The sequence below is a fragment of the Dactylosporangium sp. CA-052675 genome (assembly GCF_050947935.1).
GTDB lineage: Bacteria > Actinomycetota > Actinomycetes > Mycobacteriales > Micromonosporaceae > Dactylosporangium.
This window is the reverse complement of record NZ_CP192010.1, coordinates 7784838-7804708: the sequence shown is the minus strand read 5'-3', so window position 1 is coordinate 7804708 and position 19871 is coordinate 7784838. Positions and strand designations below refer to the sequence as shown.

General features: G+C 73.9%; 15 protein-coding genes and 1 pseudogene. All 16 read left to right on the top strand.

Translation table 11 applies throughout. The features are described 5' to 3' along the window. Positions 1-103 precede the first annotated feature (103 nt). The 16 genes and pseudogenes from ACQP1P_RS34715 (at position 104) to ACQP1P_RS34640 (ending at position 19819) form a co-directional block, all read left to right on the top strand. On the top strand, positions 104-1303 hold the full coding sequence (locus ACQP1P_RS34715; protein ID WP_433090220.1) for a Gfo/Idh/MocA family protein: 1200 nt from the start codon (positions 104-106) through the stop codon (positions 1301-1303). Beyond that, entirely contained in the window at positions 1296-2708 is a 1413-nt protein-coding gene (uxaC, locus tag ACQP1P_RS34710) for a glucuronate isomerase (protein WP_433077509.1), read from the top strand. The genes ACQP1P_RS34715 and uxaC overlap by 8 nt, the downstream gene beginning before the upstream one ends. After that, positions 2705-3991 (top strand): enolase C-terminal domain-like protein, encoded by a 1287-nt coding sequence (locus tag ACQP1P_RS34705; protein ID WP_433077507.1) that lies wholly within the window; start codon positions 2705-2707, stop codon positions 3989-3991. Before uxaC ends, ACQP1P_RS34705 begins: the two co-directional genes overlap by 4 nt. Further along, entirely contained in the window at positions 3979-5292 is a 1314-nt protein-coding gene (locus ACQP1P_RS34700) for a mannitol dehydrogenase family protein (protein ID WP_433077506.1), read from the top strand. The genes ACQP1P_RS34705 and ACQP1P_RS34700 overlap by 13 nt, the downstream gene beginning before the upstream one ends. Continuing rightward, positions 5289-6290 carry a Gfo/Idh/MocA family protein gene (locus ACQP1P_RS34695; RefSeq protein WP_433077505.1) on the top strand — a complete coding sequence of 334 codons (1002 nt, stop codon included), beginning with the start codon at positions 5289-5291 and terminating at the stop codon, positions 6288-6290. Before ACQP1P_RS34700 ends, ACQP1P_RS34695 begins: the two co-directional genes overlap by 4 nt. Beyond that, positions 6287-6643, top strand: coding sequence for a cupin domain-containing protein (locus ACQP1P_RS34690; RefSeq protein ID WP_433077503.1), 357 nt, complete (start codon positions 6287-6289; stop codon positions 6641-6643). The genes ACQP1P_RS34695 and ACQP1P_RS34690 overlap by 4 nt, the downstream gene beginning before the upstream one ends. 103 nt (positions 6644-6746) lie before the next feature. Continuing rightward, positions 6747-8138, top strand: coding sequence for a pectate lyase (locus tag ACQP1P_RS34685; protein ID WP_433077501.1), 1392 nt, complete (start codon positions 6747-6749; stop codon positions 8136-8138). Between the two features lie 61 nt (positions 8139-8199). After that, positions 8200-10743, top strand: coding sequence for an RNA repair domain-containing protein (locus tag ACQP1P_RS34680; RefSeq protein WP_433077499.1), 2544 nt, complete (start codon positions 8200-8202; stop codon positions 10741-10743). A gap of 238 nt (positions 10744-10981) precedes the next feature. Next, a complete protein-coding gene (locus tag ACQP1P_RS34675) occupies positions 10982-11554 on the top strand; it encodes a PadR family transcriptional regulator (RefSeq protein ID WP_433077497.1) in 573 nt (190 codons plus the stop codon). After that, positions 11541-12260, top strand: coding sequence for an ABC transporter ATP-binding protein (locus ACQP1P_RS34670; protein WP_433077495.1), 720 nt, complete (start codon positions 11541-11543; stop codon positions 12258-12260). The genes ACQP1P_RS34675 and ACQP1P_RS34670 overlap by 14 nt, the downstream gene beginning before the upstream one ends. A 71-nt stretch (positions 12261-12331) precedes the next feature. Continuing rightward, positions 12332-13378, top strand: a pseudogene (locus ACQP1P_RS34665) (ABC transporter permease); the annotation flags it as partial. Positions 13379-14558: 1180 nt separating this feature from the next. Further along, positions 14559-14924 carry an FtsX-like permease family protein gene (locus tag ACQP1P_RS34660; protein WP_433090218.1) on the top strand — a complete coding sequence of 122 codons (366 nt, stop codon included), beginning with the start codon at positions 14559-14561 and terminating at the stop codon, positions 14922-14924. 271 nt (positions 14925-15195) lie between these two features. Beyond that, positions 15196-17181 carry a polysaccharide deacetylase family protein gene (locus tag ACQP1P_RS34655; RefSeq protein ID WP_433077493.1) on the top strand — a complete coding sequence of 662 codons (1986 nt, stop codon included), beginning with the start codon at positions 15196-15198 and terminating at the stop codon, positions 17179-17181. A gap of 1 nt (position 17182) precedes the next feature. After that, the gene (locus ACQP1P_RS34650) at positions 17183-18391 is read left to right on the top strand and encodes a sensor histidine kinase (RefSeq protein ID WP_433077491.1); all 1209 of its coding nucleotides are present in this window, start codon (positions 17183-17185) and stop codon (positions 18389-18391) included. Then, positions 18388-19053 (top strand): response regulator, encoded by a 666-nt coding sequence (locus ACQP1P_RS34645; protein WP_433077489.1) that lies wholly within the window; start codon positions 18388-18390, stop codon positions 19051-19053. Before ACQP1P_RS34650 ends, ACQP1P_RS34645 begins: the two co-directional genes overlap by 4 nt. A 73-nt stretch (positions 19054-19126) precedes the next feature. Continuing rightward, on the top strand, positions 19127-19819 hold the full coding sequence (locus ACQP1P_RS34640) for a class I SAM-dependent methyltransferase (protein WP_433077487.1): 693 nt from the start codon (positions 19127-19129) through the stop codon (positions 19817-19819). Positions 19820-19871: the final 52 nt, after the last annotated feature.

Sequence of the window (19871 nt, the reverse complement as noted above, 5' to 3'; positions counted from 1 at the left end):
GCGGCTCTTGCGCATAGTTTGCTGCAAACCTTTGCAGCCTTTCGTCTCAGGAGGCTCCTTGAAATCCCGCTACGCGATCGTCGGCACCGGGTCGCGCGCCGCCATGTTCGTCCGGGCGCTCACCGCCGAGCACCGCGACACCTGTGAGCTCGTCGCGCTGGCCGACCCGAACCCGGTCCGCATCGCCGTGCACAACGACCGGCTCCCCGCGCCGGTCCCGGCGTACCGCGCGAGCGAGTTCACCGAGATGATCGAGCGCGAGCGCGTCGACGTGGTGATCGTGTGCACCGTGGACCGCTACCACGACGAGTACATCGTCGCGGCGCTCGAGGCCGGATGCGACGTGCTCACCGAGAAGCCGATGACCATCGACGCGCGGCGCTGCGCGCGGATCATGGACGCCGTGCGCCGCACCGGCCGCCGGGTCCGGGTCACCTTCAACTACCGCTACAACCCGCTGCACGAGGCGGTGAAGCGCATCCTCGCGGCGGGCGAGATCGGCGAGGTCGGGTCGGTGCACTTCGAGTGGCTGCTCGACGTGCGCCACGGCGCCGACTACTTCCGGCGCTGGCACCGCGACAAGGCCGACTCCGGCGGGCTGCTCGTGCACAAGGCCGGGCACCACTTCGACCTCGTCAACTGGTGGCTGGCCGACGATCCCGCCAGCGTCTACGCCGACGGTCGCCTGTTCTTCTACGGTACCGACGGAGCCGGCCACGGCGCCGGGAAGTTCGCGATCGACATGAGCGATCCCGACCTCACGGCGCTCTACGGCGAGACGGCCGTGCGGGCCGACGGCTACCACCGCGACCAGGACGTCTTCGCGCCCGGCGTGACCATCGAGGACGATCTGGCCGTCATGGTGCGTTACGCTCGCGGGGCGACCCTGACGTATCACCTGACGGCCTACGCGCCCTGGGAGGGGTACCGTATCGCCTTCAACGGCAGCCGCGGTCGGCTCGAACTCGACGTGACCGAGACCGACCACGTCTCGGCCGAGGCGGCCGACTCGCTCAAGGGACACCGCGAGCCCGGCACCGCCAGTCTCCGCCTGCGGCCGTTCTTCGGCCCGCCCGTGGACGTCGCCGTCGAGGGCCATCGCCGGGAGGGTCACGGCGGCGCCGACGTGCGCATGCTGGCGCAGCTGCTCGATCCGGGCGCGCCCCCCGACCCGCTGGACCGCTGCGCCGACGCGGCCGACGGGGCCCGTGCCCTGCTCGTCGGGCTCGCCGCCAACGAGTCCATCACCACCGGTCGGCCCGTCCGCACCGCCGAGCTCGAGGCTGGTATCGACCATGCATGAGGATCAACTCCTACCCGCCGAGCCCGGGGTCCGCGCGATCGCGCGCGAGCTCTACCGGCACGCCAGGGACCTGCCCCTGATCAGCCCGCACGGCCACGTCGACCCGGCGATCCTCGCCGACGACCGGCCGTTCCCGGACCCGGCCCGGCTCATCGTGGTGCCGGACCACTACGTCACGCGGATGCTGGCCAGCCAGGGCATCGCCCCCGCCGAGCTCGGCGTGCCGTCGGTGGACGGCACCCCGGTGGAGACCGACGGGCGCACGATCTGGCGGCGGCTGGCCGCCAACTGGCACCTGTTCCGGGGCACCCCCTCGCGGCTGTGGACCGAGCGCGTGCTCGCCGAGGTCTTCGCGGTCACCTCGCCGCTCAACGCGCGGACCGCCGACGACGTGTACGACGCCGTCGCGCAACGCCTGGCCGACCCGCAGTTCCGCCCCCGGGCGCTGTTCGAGCGGTTCAACCTCGAGCAGCTGGCCACCACCGAGTCGCCGCTGTCGGACCTCGGCGCCCACGCCAAGCTCGCGGCCGACGGCTGGGGCGGCCCGGGCGGGCGGGTCATCACCACCTTCCGCCCCGACGACCTGGTCGACCTCGACTGGCCCGGCTGGGCCGAGCGGGTCGAGCGGCTCGGCGCGGGCACCTTCGCCGAGTTCCTCGACCGCCTGCGCGAGCGCCGACAGGCGTTCATCGCCGCCGGCGCGACCAGCAGCGACCACGGGCACCCGAGCGCCGCCACGCTGGCCCTGCCCCGCGACGAGGCCGCCGCGCTGTTCGACCGGGCGCTGCGCGACCGGGCCGAGGCCGGGGACGCCGAGCGGTTCCGGGCCCACATGCTGGTCGAGTTCGCCCGCATGTCGGTCGAGGACGGCCTGGTGATGCAGCTGCACCCGGGCGCCGTGCGCAACCACAACGCCGCGCTGCACGCCCGGCACGGCCGCGACGTCGGCGGCGACATCCCGAGCCCGACCGAGTACGTGCGCTCGCTGCGCCCGCTGCTGGACGAGCTGGGCAACGACCCGCGCTTCCGCATCGTGCTCTACACGCTGGACGAGACCGTCTTCACCCGCGAGCTCGCCCCGCTCGCCGGCGGCTACCCGGCCGTGTTCCTCGGCGCCCCGTGGTGGTTCCTGGACAGCCCCGAGGGCCTGCGCCGCTACCGCGAGGCCGTCACCGAGACCGCGGGCTTCTACAACACCGCCGGCTTCGTCGACGACACGCGGGCGTTCTGCTCCATCCCCGTGCGCCACGACGTCGCCCGGCGCGTCGACGCCGGCTTCCTCGCCCGGCTCGTCGCCGAGCACCGCCTCCCGCTCGACGAGGCCGCCGAGACCATCGCCGACCTCGCCTACCACCTGCCCAAGCGCGTCTACCAGCGCACCGTCCGAAGTGGAGAGCCGGCGTGACCGAGATCATCGGCCTGACCGTGCACGACGTGCGGTTCCCGACCGCGGCCGCCGGGGACGGCTCCGACGCCATCAACCGCGGCGACTACTCGGCCACCTACGTCGTCGTCGAGACCGCCGAAGGCGCCCAGGGCTTCGGGCTGACCTTCACCAACGGCCGCGGCAACGAGATCACCTGCGCCGCGGTCGAGGCCCTGCGCCACCACGTCGTCGGGCACACCGTCGAGGAGCTGTGCACGGCCGCGGGCGCCCGCACCCTCACCGCCGACGTGCAGGTGCGCTGGCTCGGCCCCGAGAAGGGGGTCGTGGCCATGGCCGCCGGCGCGATCCTCAACGCCGTGTGGGACCTGCGCGCCCGCCTCGCGGACCAGCCGATGTGGCGGCTGCTGGCCGAGCTGCCCACCGCCGAGCTGGTCGCGGCCGTGGACTTCCGGCACATCGCCGACGCGCTCACCCCGGCCGAGGCCGCCGCCATCCTCGACGCCGGGCTCGACGGCTACGCGGACCGGCTCGCCCACCTGAGCGAGCACGGCTACCCGTCGTACACCACCTCCGTCGGCTGGCTGGGCTACGACGACGAGAAGGTCCGCGCGCTCACCCGGGCCGCGGTCAAGGACGGCTGGACCGCGGTGAAGATGAAGGTCGGCGGGCCCATCGACGACGACGTGCGCCGGGCCGGCATCATCCGCGCCGAGATCGGGCCGGGCGCGCTGCTCATGATGGACGCCAACCAGGTCTGGGACGTCGAGGAGGCCATCGCGAACATGGAGCGGCTGGTCGCCTTCGACCCGTACTGGATCGAGGAGCCCACGCACGCCGACGACGTGCTCGGCCACGCGGCGATCCAGCGCGCGCTCGGCGAACGGTGCAAGGTCGCCACCGGCGAGGTCGCCGCGAACCGGGTCATCTTCAAGCAACTGCTGCAGGCCGGCGCGATCGGCATCATGCAGGTCGACGCGTGCCGGGTCGCCGGCGTCGGCGAGGTGCTCGCCGAGCTGCTGATGGCGGCCAAGTTCGGGGTCATCGTGTGCCCGCACGCGGGCGGGGTGGGGCTGTGCGAGTACGTGCAGCACCTGTCGTTCTTCGACTACCTGCGCGTGAGCCGGTCGATGGAGGGGCGGATGGTGGAGTACGTCGACCACCTGCACGAGCACTTCACCGACCCGGTCCGGGTGGCCGACGGCCGCTACCGGCTGCCCGAACGGCCCGGCTACAGCGTGCGGATGCGGCCCGAGTCCGTCGAGCGGTTCGCGTTCCCGCAGGGGCCGGTATGGAGCGCCTGAGCCGGGCCACCGCCGGTGACGTGGCCCCGGCCCCGGCCCCGGCCACCGGCATCGTGCACCTCGGGCTGGGCGCGTTCCACCGGGCCCACCAGGCGGTCTTCACCGCCGACGCGATCGCCGAGGCCGGCGGGGACTGGGGCATCGCCGCGGTCGCGCCCCGCTCCCGGGCCGTGCTCGACCCGCTGCTGGAGCAGGACCTGCTGTACAGCGTGCTGACCCTGGACGGCGAGCGGGTCACGCCGCGCGTGCTCGGGGTCCACAGCCGGGCCCTGCACGCGGCGAGCGAGCCGGAGGCGGTCGAGCGCCTGCTGGCCGACCCGGCCGTGCGGATCGTCACGCTGACGGTGACCGAGAAGGCGTACCGGCCCGGCTCGGCCGTCCTCGACCTGCTGGTCCGGGGGCTGCGAGCCCGCGCGGGGGCGCCGATCGCGCTGGTGAGCTGCGACAACCTGCCCAGCAACGGCCGGCGGCTGCGCGAGCTCGTCGTGGCCGAGCTGGGGCCGTCCATCGTGGACTCGACCGGGTTCCCGAGCACCATGGTGGATCGCATCGTGCCGGCCAGTACCGATGCCACCTACGCCACCGCGCGGGACGTCCTGGGCCTGGAGGACCGGGCCACGGTGGGCGCGGAGCCGTTCAGCGCGTGGGTCCTCGAGGACGACTTCCCGGGCGGGCGGCCGGCGTGGGACCTGGCCGGCGCCGTCGTCACCGACGACGTGGGGCCGTGGGAGGGGCTGAAGCTGCGGGCGGTCCTCGGGGTGCACTCGGCGCTGGCGTACCTCGGGGCGCTGGCCGGCGCGCCCACCATCGACCGGTCGCTGGCGCTGCCGGGGATGCGCGACGTCGTGGAACGGTTCATCGCGACCGACATCGCGCCGACGCTGTGCCCGCCGGAGGGGGTGACGGTCGAGCGGTTCGGGCAGAGCGCCCTCGCGCGCTTCGCCAACGCCGCCCTGCGCCATCGCACCCTGCAGGTCGCGATGGACGGCTCGCAGAAGCTCCCGCAGCGGCTCCTCGGCACCATCGCGGACCGGCGGGCGGCGGGGAGCATGCCGCTGTACGCCACCCTCGTCCTCGCCGCCTGGATGCGCTTCGTGCGCGGCTCGGCCGACGACGGCACCCCGCTGCCGCTGGACGATCCCCTCGCGGACCGGCTGCGGTCCGCCCCGGACCTGCTGGCGCTCGACGCCGTCTTCCCGCCCGGCTTCGCCGACGACACCGAGCTGCGCAAGCAGCTGGCCGAGTGGACCGGCGCCCTGGAGCGCCACGGCGTGCTCGGCACCCTGGCGGGGCTGCGGTGAGCACGACCGTCGCGCTCATCGGGGCGGCCGGGCACGGGGCCTGGCACCTGCGGGCCATCGACGCCCTCGGCGAGCGGGTCCGGCTCGTCGCCACCTGCGACGTGCAGCCCGGCTACGACTACACCGACCACCGGCGGATGCTCGAGGAGCGCAAGCCGGACGTCGTGGTCGTGTGCACCCCGCCGCACACGCACCTGCCGATCGCCCTCGACGTCCTCGGCGCCGGGGCCGACCTGCTGCTGGAGAAGCCGCCGGTGCTGTCCCTGGCCGACCACCGGCGCCTCGCCGAGGCCTCCCGCGGCCGGGTGCTGCAGATCGGCTTCCAGGCGCTGGGCTCGCCGACGCTGCCGCTGCTGGCCGAGCGGGTCGGCGAGGTGACGTCGGCCTCGGTCGCCGGCGCCTGGTGGCGGCCCGACAGTTACTGGACGCGCAGCTCGTGGGCGGGGCGGCGGGGGCGGGACGGGGCCCTCGTGAACCCCTTCGCGCACGCCCTCATGCAGGCGCTGGCCATCACCGGAATCCGTCCACCGTGGACGCTCAGCCTGGACCGGTACCGCACCAGACCGGCCGTCGAGGTGGAGGACACGGCCACGCTGCGCCTCACCGCGCCCGACGGCCGCGCGGTGTTCGTGGCCGTCACCCTCTGCTCCGCCGAGTTCGTGCCCGGCGACATCACCGTCGTCGGGCGTGAGGGCACCGCCGAGGTCGGCTACGCCCAGGACCGCCTGGACGGGGAGGTCGTGCCCGGCCGGACCGGGCTGCTGGAGAACCTGCTCGACCACCGCGACCGCGACGTGCCGCTGCTGGTGCCGCTGGAGCGGACCGAACCGTTCACGGCCCTCGCGGAGGCGATCCTGGCCGCCGGTGAGCCCGTGCTGCTCGACCCCGCCCGCCTCGCCCGGCGCGAGGACGGCGTGGAGATCCCGGGCGCGGCGGCGATCGTCCGCCGCGCCGCCGCCGAACGCGCCCACTTCCGTGAGATCGGAGTCCTGCCGTGAGGAAACTTTCACTCGCCGACCTGCCCGACGGCGGTACGCCGGCCACCCTCGCCGCCATCGGGCGGGGCTGGGGCCCGGTCCAGCGCGGCGGGATCAGCCGCTACGACGACCCCGGGCACCGCACCCACCCCGAGTCCGACGTGCACGTCCACGACGTCCCGGAGATCTTCACCATCGTGCAGGGCGCGGGCGTGCTGGAGCTCAACGGATCCGCCGACACCCGGTTCACGGCCGGCGACATCCTCATCATCGAGCCGGGGGAGAACCACCACCTGATCAGCGACGGCGACGTGCCCCTCGTCTTCACCTGGATGCACCTCTCACCGGTTGACGCGGGATCGACGACGGTCTAGGTTACGGACGAGGAAAGCGTTTTCCTCAGCCCCACGCATGCGGCCGACCCGCCCAGTCCCGCCGCACACCCCCATGCGTCACGTCTCCTTCGACGGAGGAAGCATGGACACCCGCCCCAGGCGGCGCCGCTGGCCCATCGTGGCCGCCGGCGTCGCCGCGTTCACCGCCTCGGCCGCGATCTTCTCGCAGATCGCGTTCGCGGCCACGCTGTTCAGCGACAACTTCGAGGACGGCGACCTCGGTGGCTGGTCGAAGTCCGGCGGCACCTGGGCCGTCGTCTCCGACGGCTCCAAGGCGCTGAACCAGAGCAACTCGGGCAGCGAGAACGCCCGGGAGTTCGCCGGTGACACCGGCTGGACGAACTACACCGTCAGCGCCCGCGTCAAGCCGACCTCGCTGCCCGGCAACGGCCTCGCCGGGCTGCTGGCCCGGGCCAAGAGCTCCACGACCTTCTACCGGCTCGCGCTGGTGCCGGGCGGCGTGCAGCTGCAGGCGGTCAACAGCGGCTCGGTCACCGTGCTCGGGCAGGTCTCGCGCACGGTGAGCACCGGCACCTGGTACACCCTGTCGCTCACCGTCTCCGGCAGCACCATCTCCGGCGCGGTCGACGGGGCCTCGGTCGGCTCCGGCTCGAGCTCGGTCGCCTCCAGCGGCCGCATCGGCGTGCAGACCGCCTACGCGGCGGCCTCGTTCGACGACGTGACCGTGAGCGACACGGCCGGCCCGGCGCCGACCACCACGGGCCCCACGCCCACCAAGTCCCCGACGCCCACGAAGTCGCCGACCCCGACCCCGACATCGGGTGGCGGCGGCAGCACCCCGACCGGCTCGTGGCCGAGCAGCACCGGCTCGGTCTCGGTCAGCGGCACCATCAAGGTGAGCGGCTCGCTCGACGGCGGGATGAAGCGCTACTGCTGCATCGGCGACGGCAGCCAGAGCGAGAGCCAGGACCCGATGTTCGAGCTCGCCGACGGCGCCACGCTCAAGAACGTCATCATCGGCTCCCCGGCCGGCGACGGCGTGCACTGCCTCGGCCGCTGCACCATCCAGAACGTCTGGTGGGAGGACGTGGGCGAGGACGCCGCGACGTTCCTGGGCACCAGCGGCGGCGACTCCTACGTCATCGGCGGCGGCGCCAGGTCGGCCAGCGACAAGGTGTTCCAGCACAACGGCAACGGCACCGTGCACATCAGCGGCTTCTACGCCAGCGACATCGGCAAGCTCTACCGCGGCTGCGGCAACTGCACCAACCACTACGAGCGCCACGTGACCGTGGACAACGTGCTGCTGAACAAGGCGAAGTACGTGGTGGGCATCAACACCAACTGGGGCGACACCGCCACGCTGACCCGGGTCGTGGTGCAGAGCTCGTCCGGTATCCACGTCTGCGCCGAGTACACGGGCGTGGCGAAGGGCAGCGAGCCGAAGTACCTCGGTGACGGGATGGGCGACGGCCACTGCAACTTCACGTCGTCGGACATCACGTACAAGTAGCCGCGGCGTCCCCGCAGGAAATCGTTCGCACCGGCCTCATGCCGCGACCTAGGCTCGCGGCATGAGGCCGGTGCAGGATGTCGTCTCCCGGATCCGGTACGACGCCGCCCTCGACGCGGCGCGCTTCCGCGTCGGCTACGAGGAGCGCGGGGCCGGGATCCGCGAGACGCCGCTGCTCGCGTTCGTCGGCGGCGGGGACGTGCCGTGGCACCGGGTGCAGTGGGTCAAGGCCGGCTCCGTCATCGTGTGGGACCGCCGGTCGCGCGTCGACCTCGTGTTCGGCTCCGGCACCGCCCCGGCCGCCGACCTCGCCGCGCTCACCGCGGCCCAGGCGCCCGTCGCGGCGCGGGCCCCGAAACGCGCGATCTCGGCGTTCGACGCCGCGGCCTGCCTGCGCTTCGATCCCGTCACCGGGCAGTGGGCCCCGGCCGGCCCGGCCGCGCCCGTGCACGCCGACGCGGTGCAGGTGGCCACGTTCAACGTGCTCTCGGACGCGTACGACCGCGAGATGACCTATCCCGAGCGGCGCGTCCCCGCCTGCGTCGACCTGCTGGAGGGGCTCGGCGCCGACGTCGTCGCGCTGCACGAGGTCACCCACGACCTGTGGGCCGCGCTGCTCGCGGCGCCGTGGGTGCGCGAGCGCTACTGCGTCTCGGCCGGCCCCGACGCCGAGATCGGCTACGGCACCACGCTCATCGCCCGCTGGCCGCTGACCCTGGAGGTGCACCGGCTCTCGGCGTACAAGCGGCTGGTCCTCGGCCACACCGTGCTCAACGGCCGCCGCACCGGCTTCGTGGCCGCACACCTCACGAGCGACCACACCGAGGGGGCCGAGCAGCGGCGCGAGCACCAGCTGCGGGTCATCGCCGAGCGCCTCGGCCGCGGCGACCTCGACGCCGCGGTGGTGCTCGCCGACCTCAACGCCGGCGACGAGGCCGCCCCGGCGGTCCCCGGCTACGTCGACGCCTGGCGCGCCGTGCATCCGCACGACGCCGGCTTCACCTTCGACCCCGCCGTGAACCCCCTCGCGGCCCTGGCCTCCCGCACCGGCCGCGCCGCGCGCCTGGACCGCATCCTCGTGCGGGGCCCGCTCACCCCGGTCGTGGCCGAGCGCTTCGGCGACCGCCCGTTCGCCGGCGACCGGTACGTCTCCGACCACTTCGGCGTCACCGCACTCCTGCAACCGGCTCAGCGGACCGTCGACTCGCCCGCCGTGCACACCTCGGCCCTCGTGGTGCGCCCGCCCGAGCACGTGTGGCCGCGGATCCAGGCCGTGCGTTCGCTGCACGACCCGTCGTACCGCCGCTGGATGCCCCACATCACCCTCCTCCACGGCTTCGTGCCCCAGGCCGACTTCGAGGCCGCCGCGGCGGTGGTCGCCGAGGTGGTGGCCGGCACCGGCCCGATCCGCGTACGCCTGGCCGAGGTCCGCCGCTTCGACCACCGCGGCTCGACCACCGTCTGGGTCGCGCCGTCGCCCTCGGACGCCCTGCGCCGCCTCCAGAGCGCCCTGGCCGCCCGCTTTCCCGGGTGCGCGTCTCGGGATTTCGTCGCGCACCTGACCATCGCCAAGCTGACGGGCGCCTCGATCGAGCCGGTGTACGCCGCCCTGCGCCGCGACTGGCAGCCCCTGGAGTTCACGATCAACGCGGTCGACCTGATCAGCCGCGGCGCCGACACGCCGTTCACGGTCCGGCACACCGTGCCCCTGTCCACCGGCCACGACGCCGCCCTGTCCCTCGTCACGGACGCGTGCGCCGCGCTGCGCCCCGGCTCCCGCGTGCACGTGATCGGCTCCGTCCGCCTGGGCATCGCCACCGCCGGCACCGACCTGGACCTGGTGTGGGCGTCTCCTCCGGGTGGCTCCGGTTCGGCTGGCTCCGGTTCGGCTGGCTCCGGTTCGGGTGGCACCGCCCTGGCCGAGCTGGCCGAATCGCTGCCCGGCGCCCGCCTGGCCGGCACGATCGTGCCCGTGGTCCGCGCGACGGTGGCCGGGGTGAGCGTCGACGTGCAGCACGTCACGACCGCCGACGTACACCGCCTCCCGCTCGACCCCTCCCTGGACGAGCCCGGCCGGAGGGCGGCGCTCGCCGTGCACGACGCCGGCGCGCTGCTGGAGGGCCTCGACCCGGCCGCGTTCCGGGACCTGCTGACCCGCGTGCGCCGCTGGTCCCGCGAACGCGAGCTGGACGGCGCCGCGTGGGGCCTGGTGGGCGGCTTCAGCTGGGCGGTGCTCGTCGCCGAGGCCATGCGGCACGACGCGCTCGACCTCGACGCGTTCCTGCGCCACTGCCGCGGCCATCCGCGCCGGCCGCGCTCGGGGGACCGGCACGCCTACTGGCCCGTGTACTCGCCGACGCCCCCGGGCGTGAACACCACCCGCACCATGACCCGCTCGACGGCGGCGCTGCTGCGGGCGGCGCTGGAGGGCGGGGGGCTTGCGGAGCCCTGGCGGCACGAGCGCCTGGTGACGCTGCCGGCCGACGAGGACCTGGACGGGCGCGTGCTGGGGATGATCCTGGAGCTCGAGGCCGCGGGCGCTGTGGTCCGGCCCTATCCGCGGCGGCGGCAGCTCGGCATCGACGGGGGCCCGGCGGTCGCGTGACGGCCGGCGCGATATGTCGGGCGCTCCGCGCCGCGACGTATCGGATGCTTCGCCGGTCCACGGGCGAAAAATCTGATTCGGCGGTCGGTGGCCTGCTTTTGCGCTGGAGGGCGGCGGTTCTGCGTCGCGGTCGCCCGTCCGTCCCGGACCGGTGGCCGCGCGCATGGTGCACACATTTCCCGGGTGCGAAGTGCCGCGTGCTTGACCACCGTATACCGAGTATGCATACTCCGTATGCATGTCGATCAGGTACGGGCTCCTCGCCCTGCTCGAGCGGGGACCGATGCACGGATACCAGCTCCGCAGCACGTTCGAGGAGTCGACGGGGGGCACCTGGCCGCTCAACATCGGGCAGGTCTACACGACCCTCGCCCGGCTCGAGCGGGATCACCTCGTGCGGCCGCTTCCCGAGAGTGACGGGCAGCGGCCGTACGAGATCACCGAGCCCGGCCGCGCCGAGGTGCGGGCCTGGTTCGTCACGCCGGTGCAGGCCAAGGACCGGCCGCGCGACGAGCTCGCGGTGAAGCTGGCGCTCGCGATCACCACGCCCGGCGTGGACGTCCAGGCGATCGTGCAGGCGCAGCGGACGGCGACGATGCGGGCGATGCAGGAGTACACGCGGCTCAAGCGCGGCGCCGAGCGGCCCGGGGATCTGCCGTGGCGGCTGGTGCTGGACGCCATGGTGTTCCAGGCCGAGGCCGAGCTGCGCTGGCTCGACCACTGCGAGTCGAGCCTCGTGCGCGAGGTGCGCACGCGGCCGGCCGCCCGGGCTCTGAACGTCCACCCGGAGGTTGTCGATGAGCGTGCTTGAGCTCTTCGACGTGTGCCGCACCCACGGGCACGGGGAGACGGCCGTCCACGCGCTGCGCGGGGTGTCGCTCGCCGTGGCGGAGGGGGAGCTCGTCGCGGTCATGGGGCCGTCCGGCTCCGGGAAGTCGACGCTGCTGAATTTGGCCGGCGGGCTCGATCGGCCCGATGCCGGCGGGGTGGCCGTCGAGGGGCGGCGGCTCGAGGGGATGCGCAAGCGGGAACTGGCCGCGATGCGCAGACGCTCGGTGGGGTACGTCTTCCAGGACCTCAACCTCCTGCCCGCCCTGACCGCGGCCGAGAACGTGGCCCTCCCGCTCGAGCTGGACGGAACCTCGCCCCGCCGGGCCCGGCGCACCGCGCTGGCCGCGCTCGCCGACGTGGAGCTCGCCGACTGCGCGGGACGGTTCCCCGACGAGCTCTCCGGCGGCCAGCAGCAGCGGGTCGCGATCGCGCGGGCGCTGGTCGGGCAGCGGCGGCTCATCCTCGCCGACGAGCCGACCGGCGCGCTGGACTCGCGGACCGGCGAGGCGGTGCTGCGGCTCATGCGCTCCAAAGTGGACGGTGGCGCGGCCGGCGTGCTGGTGACCCACGAGGCCCGGCACGCGGCGTGGGCCGACCGCGTGGTGTTCCTGCGAGACGGCCGGATCGTCGACGCGTCGGGGCCCTTGACCCAGCCCGAGCACCTCCTGCACGGCGCGACCTCGTGATCGCATTGCGCATTGCCAGGCGGGAGGCGGCGCGGGCCAAGGGCCGCACGGCGCTCATCGTCGGGCTCATCATGCTGCCCGTGCTCGCACTGTCCTTCGTCGCCACGACCCTGGACCAGTTCACGCTCACCCCGGCCGAGCAGGCCGACCGCGACCTCGGCCGGTTCGACGCGACCGTGCAGTGGGCCTTCGACGGGCCGATCCAGCAGGGGCGCTCCGGCGAGCAGTACCGCCCCGTGCACGACGACGCCCGGTTCGTGCACGGCGTCGCGGCCGCCGACGTCGAGCGGGCCCTCCAGGCCGCCCTGCCGCCGGGCAGCAGCCTGGTGCACACCGACGAGCACCACCGGATCGCGGTCACCACCGCGGCCGGGCGGGCGGGCCTGCCGGTGCACCTGCTCGACCTGGCCGACCCGCGCTGGGCCGGGCACCTGGAGCTGCTCGACGGCCGGGCCCCCGCGACCGACGCGGAGGCCGCGCTCGACGCCGCCGCCATGGACCGCCTCGGCACCCGCCTGGGCGGGACGTTCACGCTGCCCGACGACAAGCGCAGGTTCACGGTCGTCGGGCAGTTCGAGCGCCCCGGCGACCTCAACGGCGGCATCGTCATGCGCCCGGGCGCGCTGCCGATGGGCGGCGACGGCATCTGGTACGTCGACGCCCCCGCCCCCCTGACGTGGGACCAGGTCCGCACGCTCAACGAGCGCGGGATCGTCGCCCGCTCCCGCGCCGTCCTCCTCGGCCCCGAGCGTGACGGCATGCTCACCGCCCGGCCCGACGAGATGGCGCCCGGCGAGCGCAACTTCCGGTTGGCCGTGCTCGTGCTCGGCCTGGCGACGCTCGAGGTGGTGCTCCTGGCCGGGCCCGCGTTCGCCGTCGGGGCCCGGCGCCGGCGCCGGGAGCTCGGGCTCGTCGCCGCGAGCGGCGGCGGCCCCGGGCACCTGCGCCGGATCGTGCTCGCCGACGGGCTCGTGCTCGGCGCGGCCGCGGCCCTCACCGGCACCGCGATCGGCGTCGCGGGCGCCCTGGCCGCGCGGCCGGTGCTGGCGCAGTACCTGTTGCACGCCCGCCCGGGCGGCCTGCGCGTCCCGCCCGGGCAGCTGGTCGGGGTCGCGGTCCTGGCCGTGCTGACCGGCGTCGCCGCCGCGCTCGCCCCCGCCATCACGGCCGGGCGCACCGACGTGCTCGCCGCGCTCACCGGCCGCCGGCCGCGCGCCCGCACCGGGCGCCGCCTGGCCCTCGCCGGGCTGGCCGGGCTCGCCGCGGGCGCCGGGATCGCGGCGTGGGGGGTCGCCGGTGCCCGGGCCGAGGCTGTCCTCGCCGGGCTGGTCATCGCCGAGCTCGGTCTGGTGCTGTCCACGCCCGCCATCCTCGGCGCCATCGCCCGGCTCGGCGGTGGGCTGCCGCCGGCGGTGCGGATCGCCGTGCGCGACGCGGCCCGCAACCGCGCCTCGGCCTCGCCCGCCGTCTCCGCGGTCATGGCCGCGGTCATCGGCAGCACCGCGGTCGCGGCCTACCAGACCAGCATCGAGGCGAAGATGGACGCGATGTACGTGCCGGCCCTGCCGATCGGCACCGCCGTCGTCATCCAGCAGCAGCCGAGCCAGGGCGGGCGCCCGGCCCAGCTGCCGACCGAGCGGCTCCGCGAGGCCGTCGCGCCGCTGCCGATCCGCGAGGTGACCGAGATCCGCTCGGTGACCTGTGCCGCCCCGGGGCCGCAACGCTGTGACCTGCAGGCGGTCCGGCCGCGGGAGAACTGGTGCCCGTACGAGCCGGGCGCCGTGACCCCGCCGCAGCAGCGCGCCGCGGCCGCCGACCCGCGCTGCGCCGAGATGTTCCACGTGACCCTCGGCGACCCGTCCGCCCTGCACCTCGTCGACGACGGCGCCGCCCTCGGCCCCATCGGCGGGATCAGCGGCCCGGACCTGGAGCGGGCCCGCGAGGTCCTCGCCGACGGCGGTGTCGTCGTGGGCGACCCGATGCTGGTGTACCACGGCAAGGCCCGGCTCGTCCGCTCGGAGTCCGGGGGGCGAGTCGCTGGAGGTGCCCGGCTACTACGCGCCGACGGCCCGCTCGCGGGAGTTCTTCGCGATCTCGCCGCAGGCGGTGGCCCGGGCCGGGTTCGCCAGCGCTGTCGTCGGCATCGTCGCGGCCACCACCCGGCTGCCGACGACGGCCGAGTCCGACGCGTTCGCGGAGCAGCTGGCCCACCTCGGATACGGCTACGACGGCCAGATCACCAGACCCCGGGACTCCGGCGCGACCCTGCTGGTGCTCCTGCTCGCGTTCGCGGCGGCCATGGTCACGCTCGGCGCGGCCGGCATCGCCACGGGCCTGTCCGCGGTGGACAGCCGGCCCGACCACGCGACGCTCGGGGCCGTCGGCGCCTCCCCGGGCGTGCGCCGGCGGCTGGCCCTGAGCCGCGCCGGCCTCATCGCGGGGCTGGGCTCGTTGCTCGGCGCGGCCGGCGGGCTCGGCGCGGGCGCCGCGGTGCTCGCGGCCCTCAACCGCGCGACCGCGCACCGGTGGCCGTCCAGCCTGTCCGCGCCGTTCACGTGGCCCTGGCCGAGCCTGGCCGTCACGCTCGTGGTCGTGCCGCTCATCGCGATGGCCGCGAGCGGCCTGCTGACCCGCTCGCGACTGCCGGTGCAGCGGCGGCTCTAGCTCACCCTCCCGGGGCCCGGTCACCCCGCGTGCCCGGCCCCGGGAACGGGCGGTTCACCCCGTTCGGGTGACGCGCAGTTTCACCTCCGGCGCGTCGGAGTTAATCCGAACGTGCACGAATCTGAGGGCTAATCTGCGACGAGGTCCAGGTCAGGGCCTTCTCTTGGCGAACTGTCGTGACGGCGTCCTCACGTTGCGTTGACGCGATATGAGGACGGTTGGTGTGATACCCGTCCGAAGTTGCTCTCAGTGACGAATGGGGTACCGACACGTGCGGCTGTACAGACTACTCATCGGCACGGTTCTCGCGGCCGTCGTCTCCGCGCTGCTGCCGAACATCACGGCCTACGCGGTCGGCGCCAACCTCATCGGCAACCCGTCGGCCGAGACCGCCTCCGGCTCCGGGCCGGCGAGCTGGACCTTCGACAAGTGGGGCACCAACCAGGCCACCTCGGCCTGGAAGGACGGCGGCAAGGACGGCCAGAAGAGCCTCGCCGTCACCATGACCTCGCGCACGTCCGGCGACGCGAAGTGGATGTCGGCGCCCGTCACCGTCAAGCCGGGCACCAAGTACGTCGTCTCGGACTGGTACATCGGCAGCGTCCTGACCACGCTCGAGGTCGTCTACACCAACGCCGCCGGCAAGCAGACGTTCGTGTGGCTGGCCGACGCGCCCGTCTCCGCCGCGTGGAAGCAGCTCTCGGTCGAGTTCACGACGCCCGCCGACGCGGTGAAGGCGTCGGTGTACCACGTGCTGGACAAGAAGGGCAGCCTGCAGACCGACCTGTACTTCCTCGCCGAGTCCGGCGCCACCGACCCGACCCCGCCCCCGGCCTCGGTCAAGCTGACCGCGCCCGCCGACGGCGCCACCGTCTCCGGCACCCAGCAGATCGCGGCGACCGCCAGCGCCGACGTGGTCGGCGTGAAGTTCTCCGTCGACGGCACCGACCTCGGCGCCGAGGACACCGAGGCCCCGTTCACCGCGAGCTGGGACACGAAGAAGGCCGCCAACGGCGTGCACACCGTCACCGCCACCGCCCGCACGGCCTCCAGCGCCACCGCGGCGACGTCCAAGGTCACCGTCACCGTCAACGACACGACGACCACGCCGCCGCCGACCTCCCCGGGCAACCTCATCGCCAACCCGGGCGTCGAGACCGCCAGCGGCGGCGCGCCCTCGGGCTGGAGCAGCTCCACGTGGGGCACGAACACGACGACGTTCAGCTACCTCACCACCGGGCACACCGGCAGCCGCAGCGTGAAGACGCAGATCACGAAGTACACCAGCGGCGACTCCAAGTGGAGCCCGGCCGCGGTCGGCGTCACGCCCGGCAAGACCTACCAGTACTCCAACTGGTACCAGTCCAATGTGGACAGCGAGATCGACGTCGAGGTCACCATGGCCGACGGCTCGGAACAGTACGCGTACCTTGCCGCCGCCCCGGCCTCCTCGGCGTGGGCGAAGGTCAGCGCGCAGTACACCGTCCCCGCCGGCGCCACCAGGATCACCGTGTTCCAGGTGATCGCGAAGGTCGGCTGGGTCACCGCGGACGACTTCAGCCTCGCGGAGTACACCCCGGCGCAGCTCAACCGGGCGCTCGTCAGCCTCACGTTCGACGACGGCTGGAAGTCGCAGTACACCGCCGGCGTGCCGCTGCTGGACAAGTACCACATGCCGGCCACGTACTACCTGCTCACGAGCACCATCGACTACCCGGACTACATGACCAAGGCGCAGATGGGCGACCTGGCCAACCACGGGATCGAGGTCGCCTCGCACACGGTGACCCACCCGCACCTGCCGACGCTCACGCCCGCGCAGGTGGACGCCGAGCTCAAGAACAGCCAGGCGGACCTGCGCTCGTGGTACGGCACCGGCGTGGCCAAGAACTTCGCGACCCCGTACGGCGAGTACAACGCCACGGTGCTCAGCACGGCCAAGCAGTACTACCGCTCGCACCGCTCCACCGACGAGGGGTACAACACCAAGGACAGCACCGACGTCTACAACATCAAGGTGCAGAACATCCTGGACACCACGACCCCGGCCCAGGTCGGCCAGTGGGTCGACCAGGCGATCCGGGACAAGTCCTGGCTGGTCCTGGTGTACCACGAGGTGAGCGCGACCGCCGAGGACCCGACCTACGCCGTCACCCCGGCCAACCTCGACAAGGAGCTGCTGCTGATCCAGCAGAAGGCGATCACGGTGAAGACCGTCGACCAGGCCCTCGACGAGGTGGTACCGCAGCTGGCATAGCATGACGATCGTGGGGTGGATCGCGCGCGGCCTGTGGGGGCTCATCGCCGCCCGGGATCCCGCGGTCCACCCCAAGACCCGGCTCGGCGGCGCCCTGCCGCTGATCGGCGTCATCGCCGGGCTGCTCGCGGGCCTGCTCGCCTACGAGTACTACCTGGGCAACGTCCCCCGCGAGGGCAACGCCCACTGGGGCCAGATCATCCTCTGCTCGGCGCTCATCGGGGCGCCGATCGCGCTGGTCGCGACCCGCCCGCTGCTGGCCTGGCGGGTCGCGTTCGTCTCGGCCATCTACACCAGCATCAACCTGCACATCGACCAGGGCACCCCGTGGCCCTTCCAGCCCGTGCAGATCCTGAGCTTCCCGCTCATCCTCACCGTCGTCGCGATCCGCCACCCCCGCAACATCGTCATCTGGGTCGGCGTCAGCGCCTGGCTGCTCGTGCTCGGCTACGTCGCGCCCGGCAACGTCGCCGGGCTGCTGCTGCTCGTGCTCGCCCTGCTCGTCGTCGGCGACCAGGTCCGCCGCCGCCGCGAGGTCCAGCGCGAGCTGGCCGCCGAGGCCGAGCGCACCGAGCTCGCCCAGACCCGCTCGACCGTCGCCGAGGAACGCAACCGGATCGCCCGCGAGATGCACGACATCGTCGCGCACCACATGTCGCTCATCGCGGTGCGGGCCGAGACCGCGGTGTACCGCATCGAGGGCGTCCCCCCGGCCGTGGCCGAGGAGCTGCAAGCCATCGCCGGTACCTCGCGCGAGGCCCTCACCGAGATGCGCCGCCTGCTCGGCGTGCTGCGTGACGACTCCGTCCCGCTCACCGAGCCCCAGCCGACCCTGGACGAGCTCGGCGGCCTGGTCCGGGAGGCCCGCGCGGCCGGGGTCCAGGTCGAGTACTCGCCCGCCCCCGGCATCGAGGTCCCGCCCGGCGTCGGGCTGGCCGCCTACCGCATCGTGCAGGAGGCGCTGTCCAACGCCCGCCGCCACGCACCCGGCGCCCCGGTCGCCATCGTCATCTTCCGCGACAAGGCCGAGCTGCGGGTCTTCGTCCGCAACGAGCCCACCGGCGCCCCGCCGGCCCCGGAGGGCAAGGGCGGCCACGGGCTGATCGGCATGCAGGAACGCGCCGCCGTCATCGGCGGGACCCTGCGCGCCGGCCCGGCCGCCGACGGCGGCTACGAGGTCGTCGCCACGCTGCCCCTGGGAGACGCATGATCAAGATTCTCATCGTCGACGACCAGGCGATGGTCCGCCAGGGCTTCGCCGCGCTGCTGGCCGCCCAGCCCGACTTCACCGTCGTGGGCGACGCCGCCGACGGCGAGCAGGGCGTGACCCTGGCCCGCGAGCGGGCGCCCGACGTGGTGCTCATGGACATCCGCATGCCGGTCCTCGACGGCCTGCAGGCCACCCGCCGCATCCTCGACGTCGGCCCCGGCCTGCACCGGCCCCGGGTGCTCATGCTCACCACGTTCGACCTCGACGACTACGTGTTCGAGGCGCTGCGCTCCGGCGCGTCCGGCTTCCTGCTCAAGGACGCCCCGGCCGCCGAGCTCGTCAACGCGGTCCGGGTCGTCGCGGCCGGCGACGGCCTGCTCGCGCCCTCGGTGACCCGCAAGCTCATCGAGGAGTTCGCGGCCCGGCCCCGGGCCGTCAACCACACCCCGGCCAGGCTGCGCGAGCTCACCCCGCGCGAGGTCGAGGTGCTGCGGCTGATCGCCCGTGGCCGCTCCAACGCCGAGATCGCCGAGACCCTCGTCGTCGCCGAGCAGACCGTGAAGACCCATGTGAGCCGCGTGCTGCAGAAGCTCGACCTGCGCGACCGGGCCCAGGCGGTCGTCTTCGCCTACGAGTCCGGGGTCGTCACGGCGGGGGAGTAGTACCCCGGTAGCCCCCGCGCGTGGCTCCGCGGAGTGACGACCGGCCCGGCCCCGCGGCCCTACCGTGCGCGGCATGTACTCCGTCGAGACCATCATCGCCTGGTACCGCGAGCACGCCGACGCCCTGCGCGCCGCCCGCGAGGAGCAGCGGGAGATGCTCGCCCAGGGTTGCCTGCGCCCGAAGCTCGACGACATCGAGGCCGAGATCAGCTACCTCACCGTCCGGGCGCTGCGCCCGCACACGGTGGTCGAGATCGGCTCCTCCCACGGCTGGTCGACCTCCTGGCTGCTGCGCGCCCTGCGCGACAACGGCGGCGGCGTGCTGCACACCTACGACCTGGTCGACCACGCCCGCCGCAGCCTGCCCGAGGAGCTGACCCGCACCCGCTGGCGGTTCGTGCGCGGCGACGTCCGCGCCGCCGAGCTGCCCGGCGACCCCGGCTTCGTGCTCGTCGACGCCCGGCACACCGCCGGGTTCGCCCGCTGGTACACCGCCGGGATCTTCGAGCGCCTCCGGCCCGGCGTCGCCGTGGCCGTGCACGACGTCTACCACGGCCGCCGGCCGTGGCCGCACAGCGAGGGCGCCGTGCTGCTGCGCTGGCTGCGGGAGCGGGGGATCGGGCACCTCACCGCGTCCCGGCACGGCGACCCCGACCTGCACGACCACCTCGCCGGCGTGAAGCGGCGCCTGCGGCTCGCGGCGCCCGTGCACCGGGGCACCCACGACCCGATGGCGTTCTTCAGTACTCCGGAGGGAGCCGCATGACCGCTCCGCGGTATGACGATCCGGGGTACACCGCATTCCTAGCTTCTGCGGC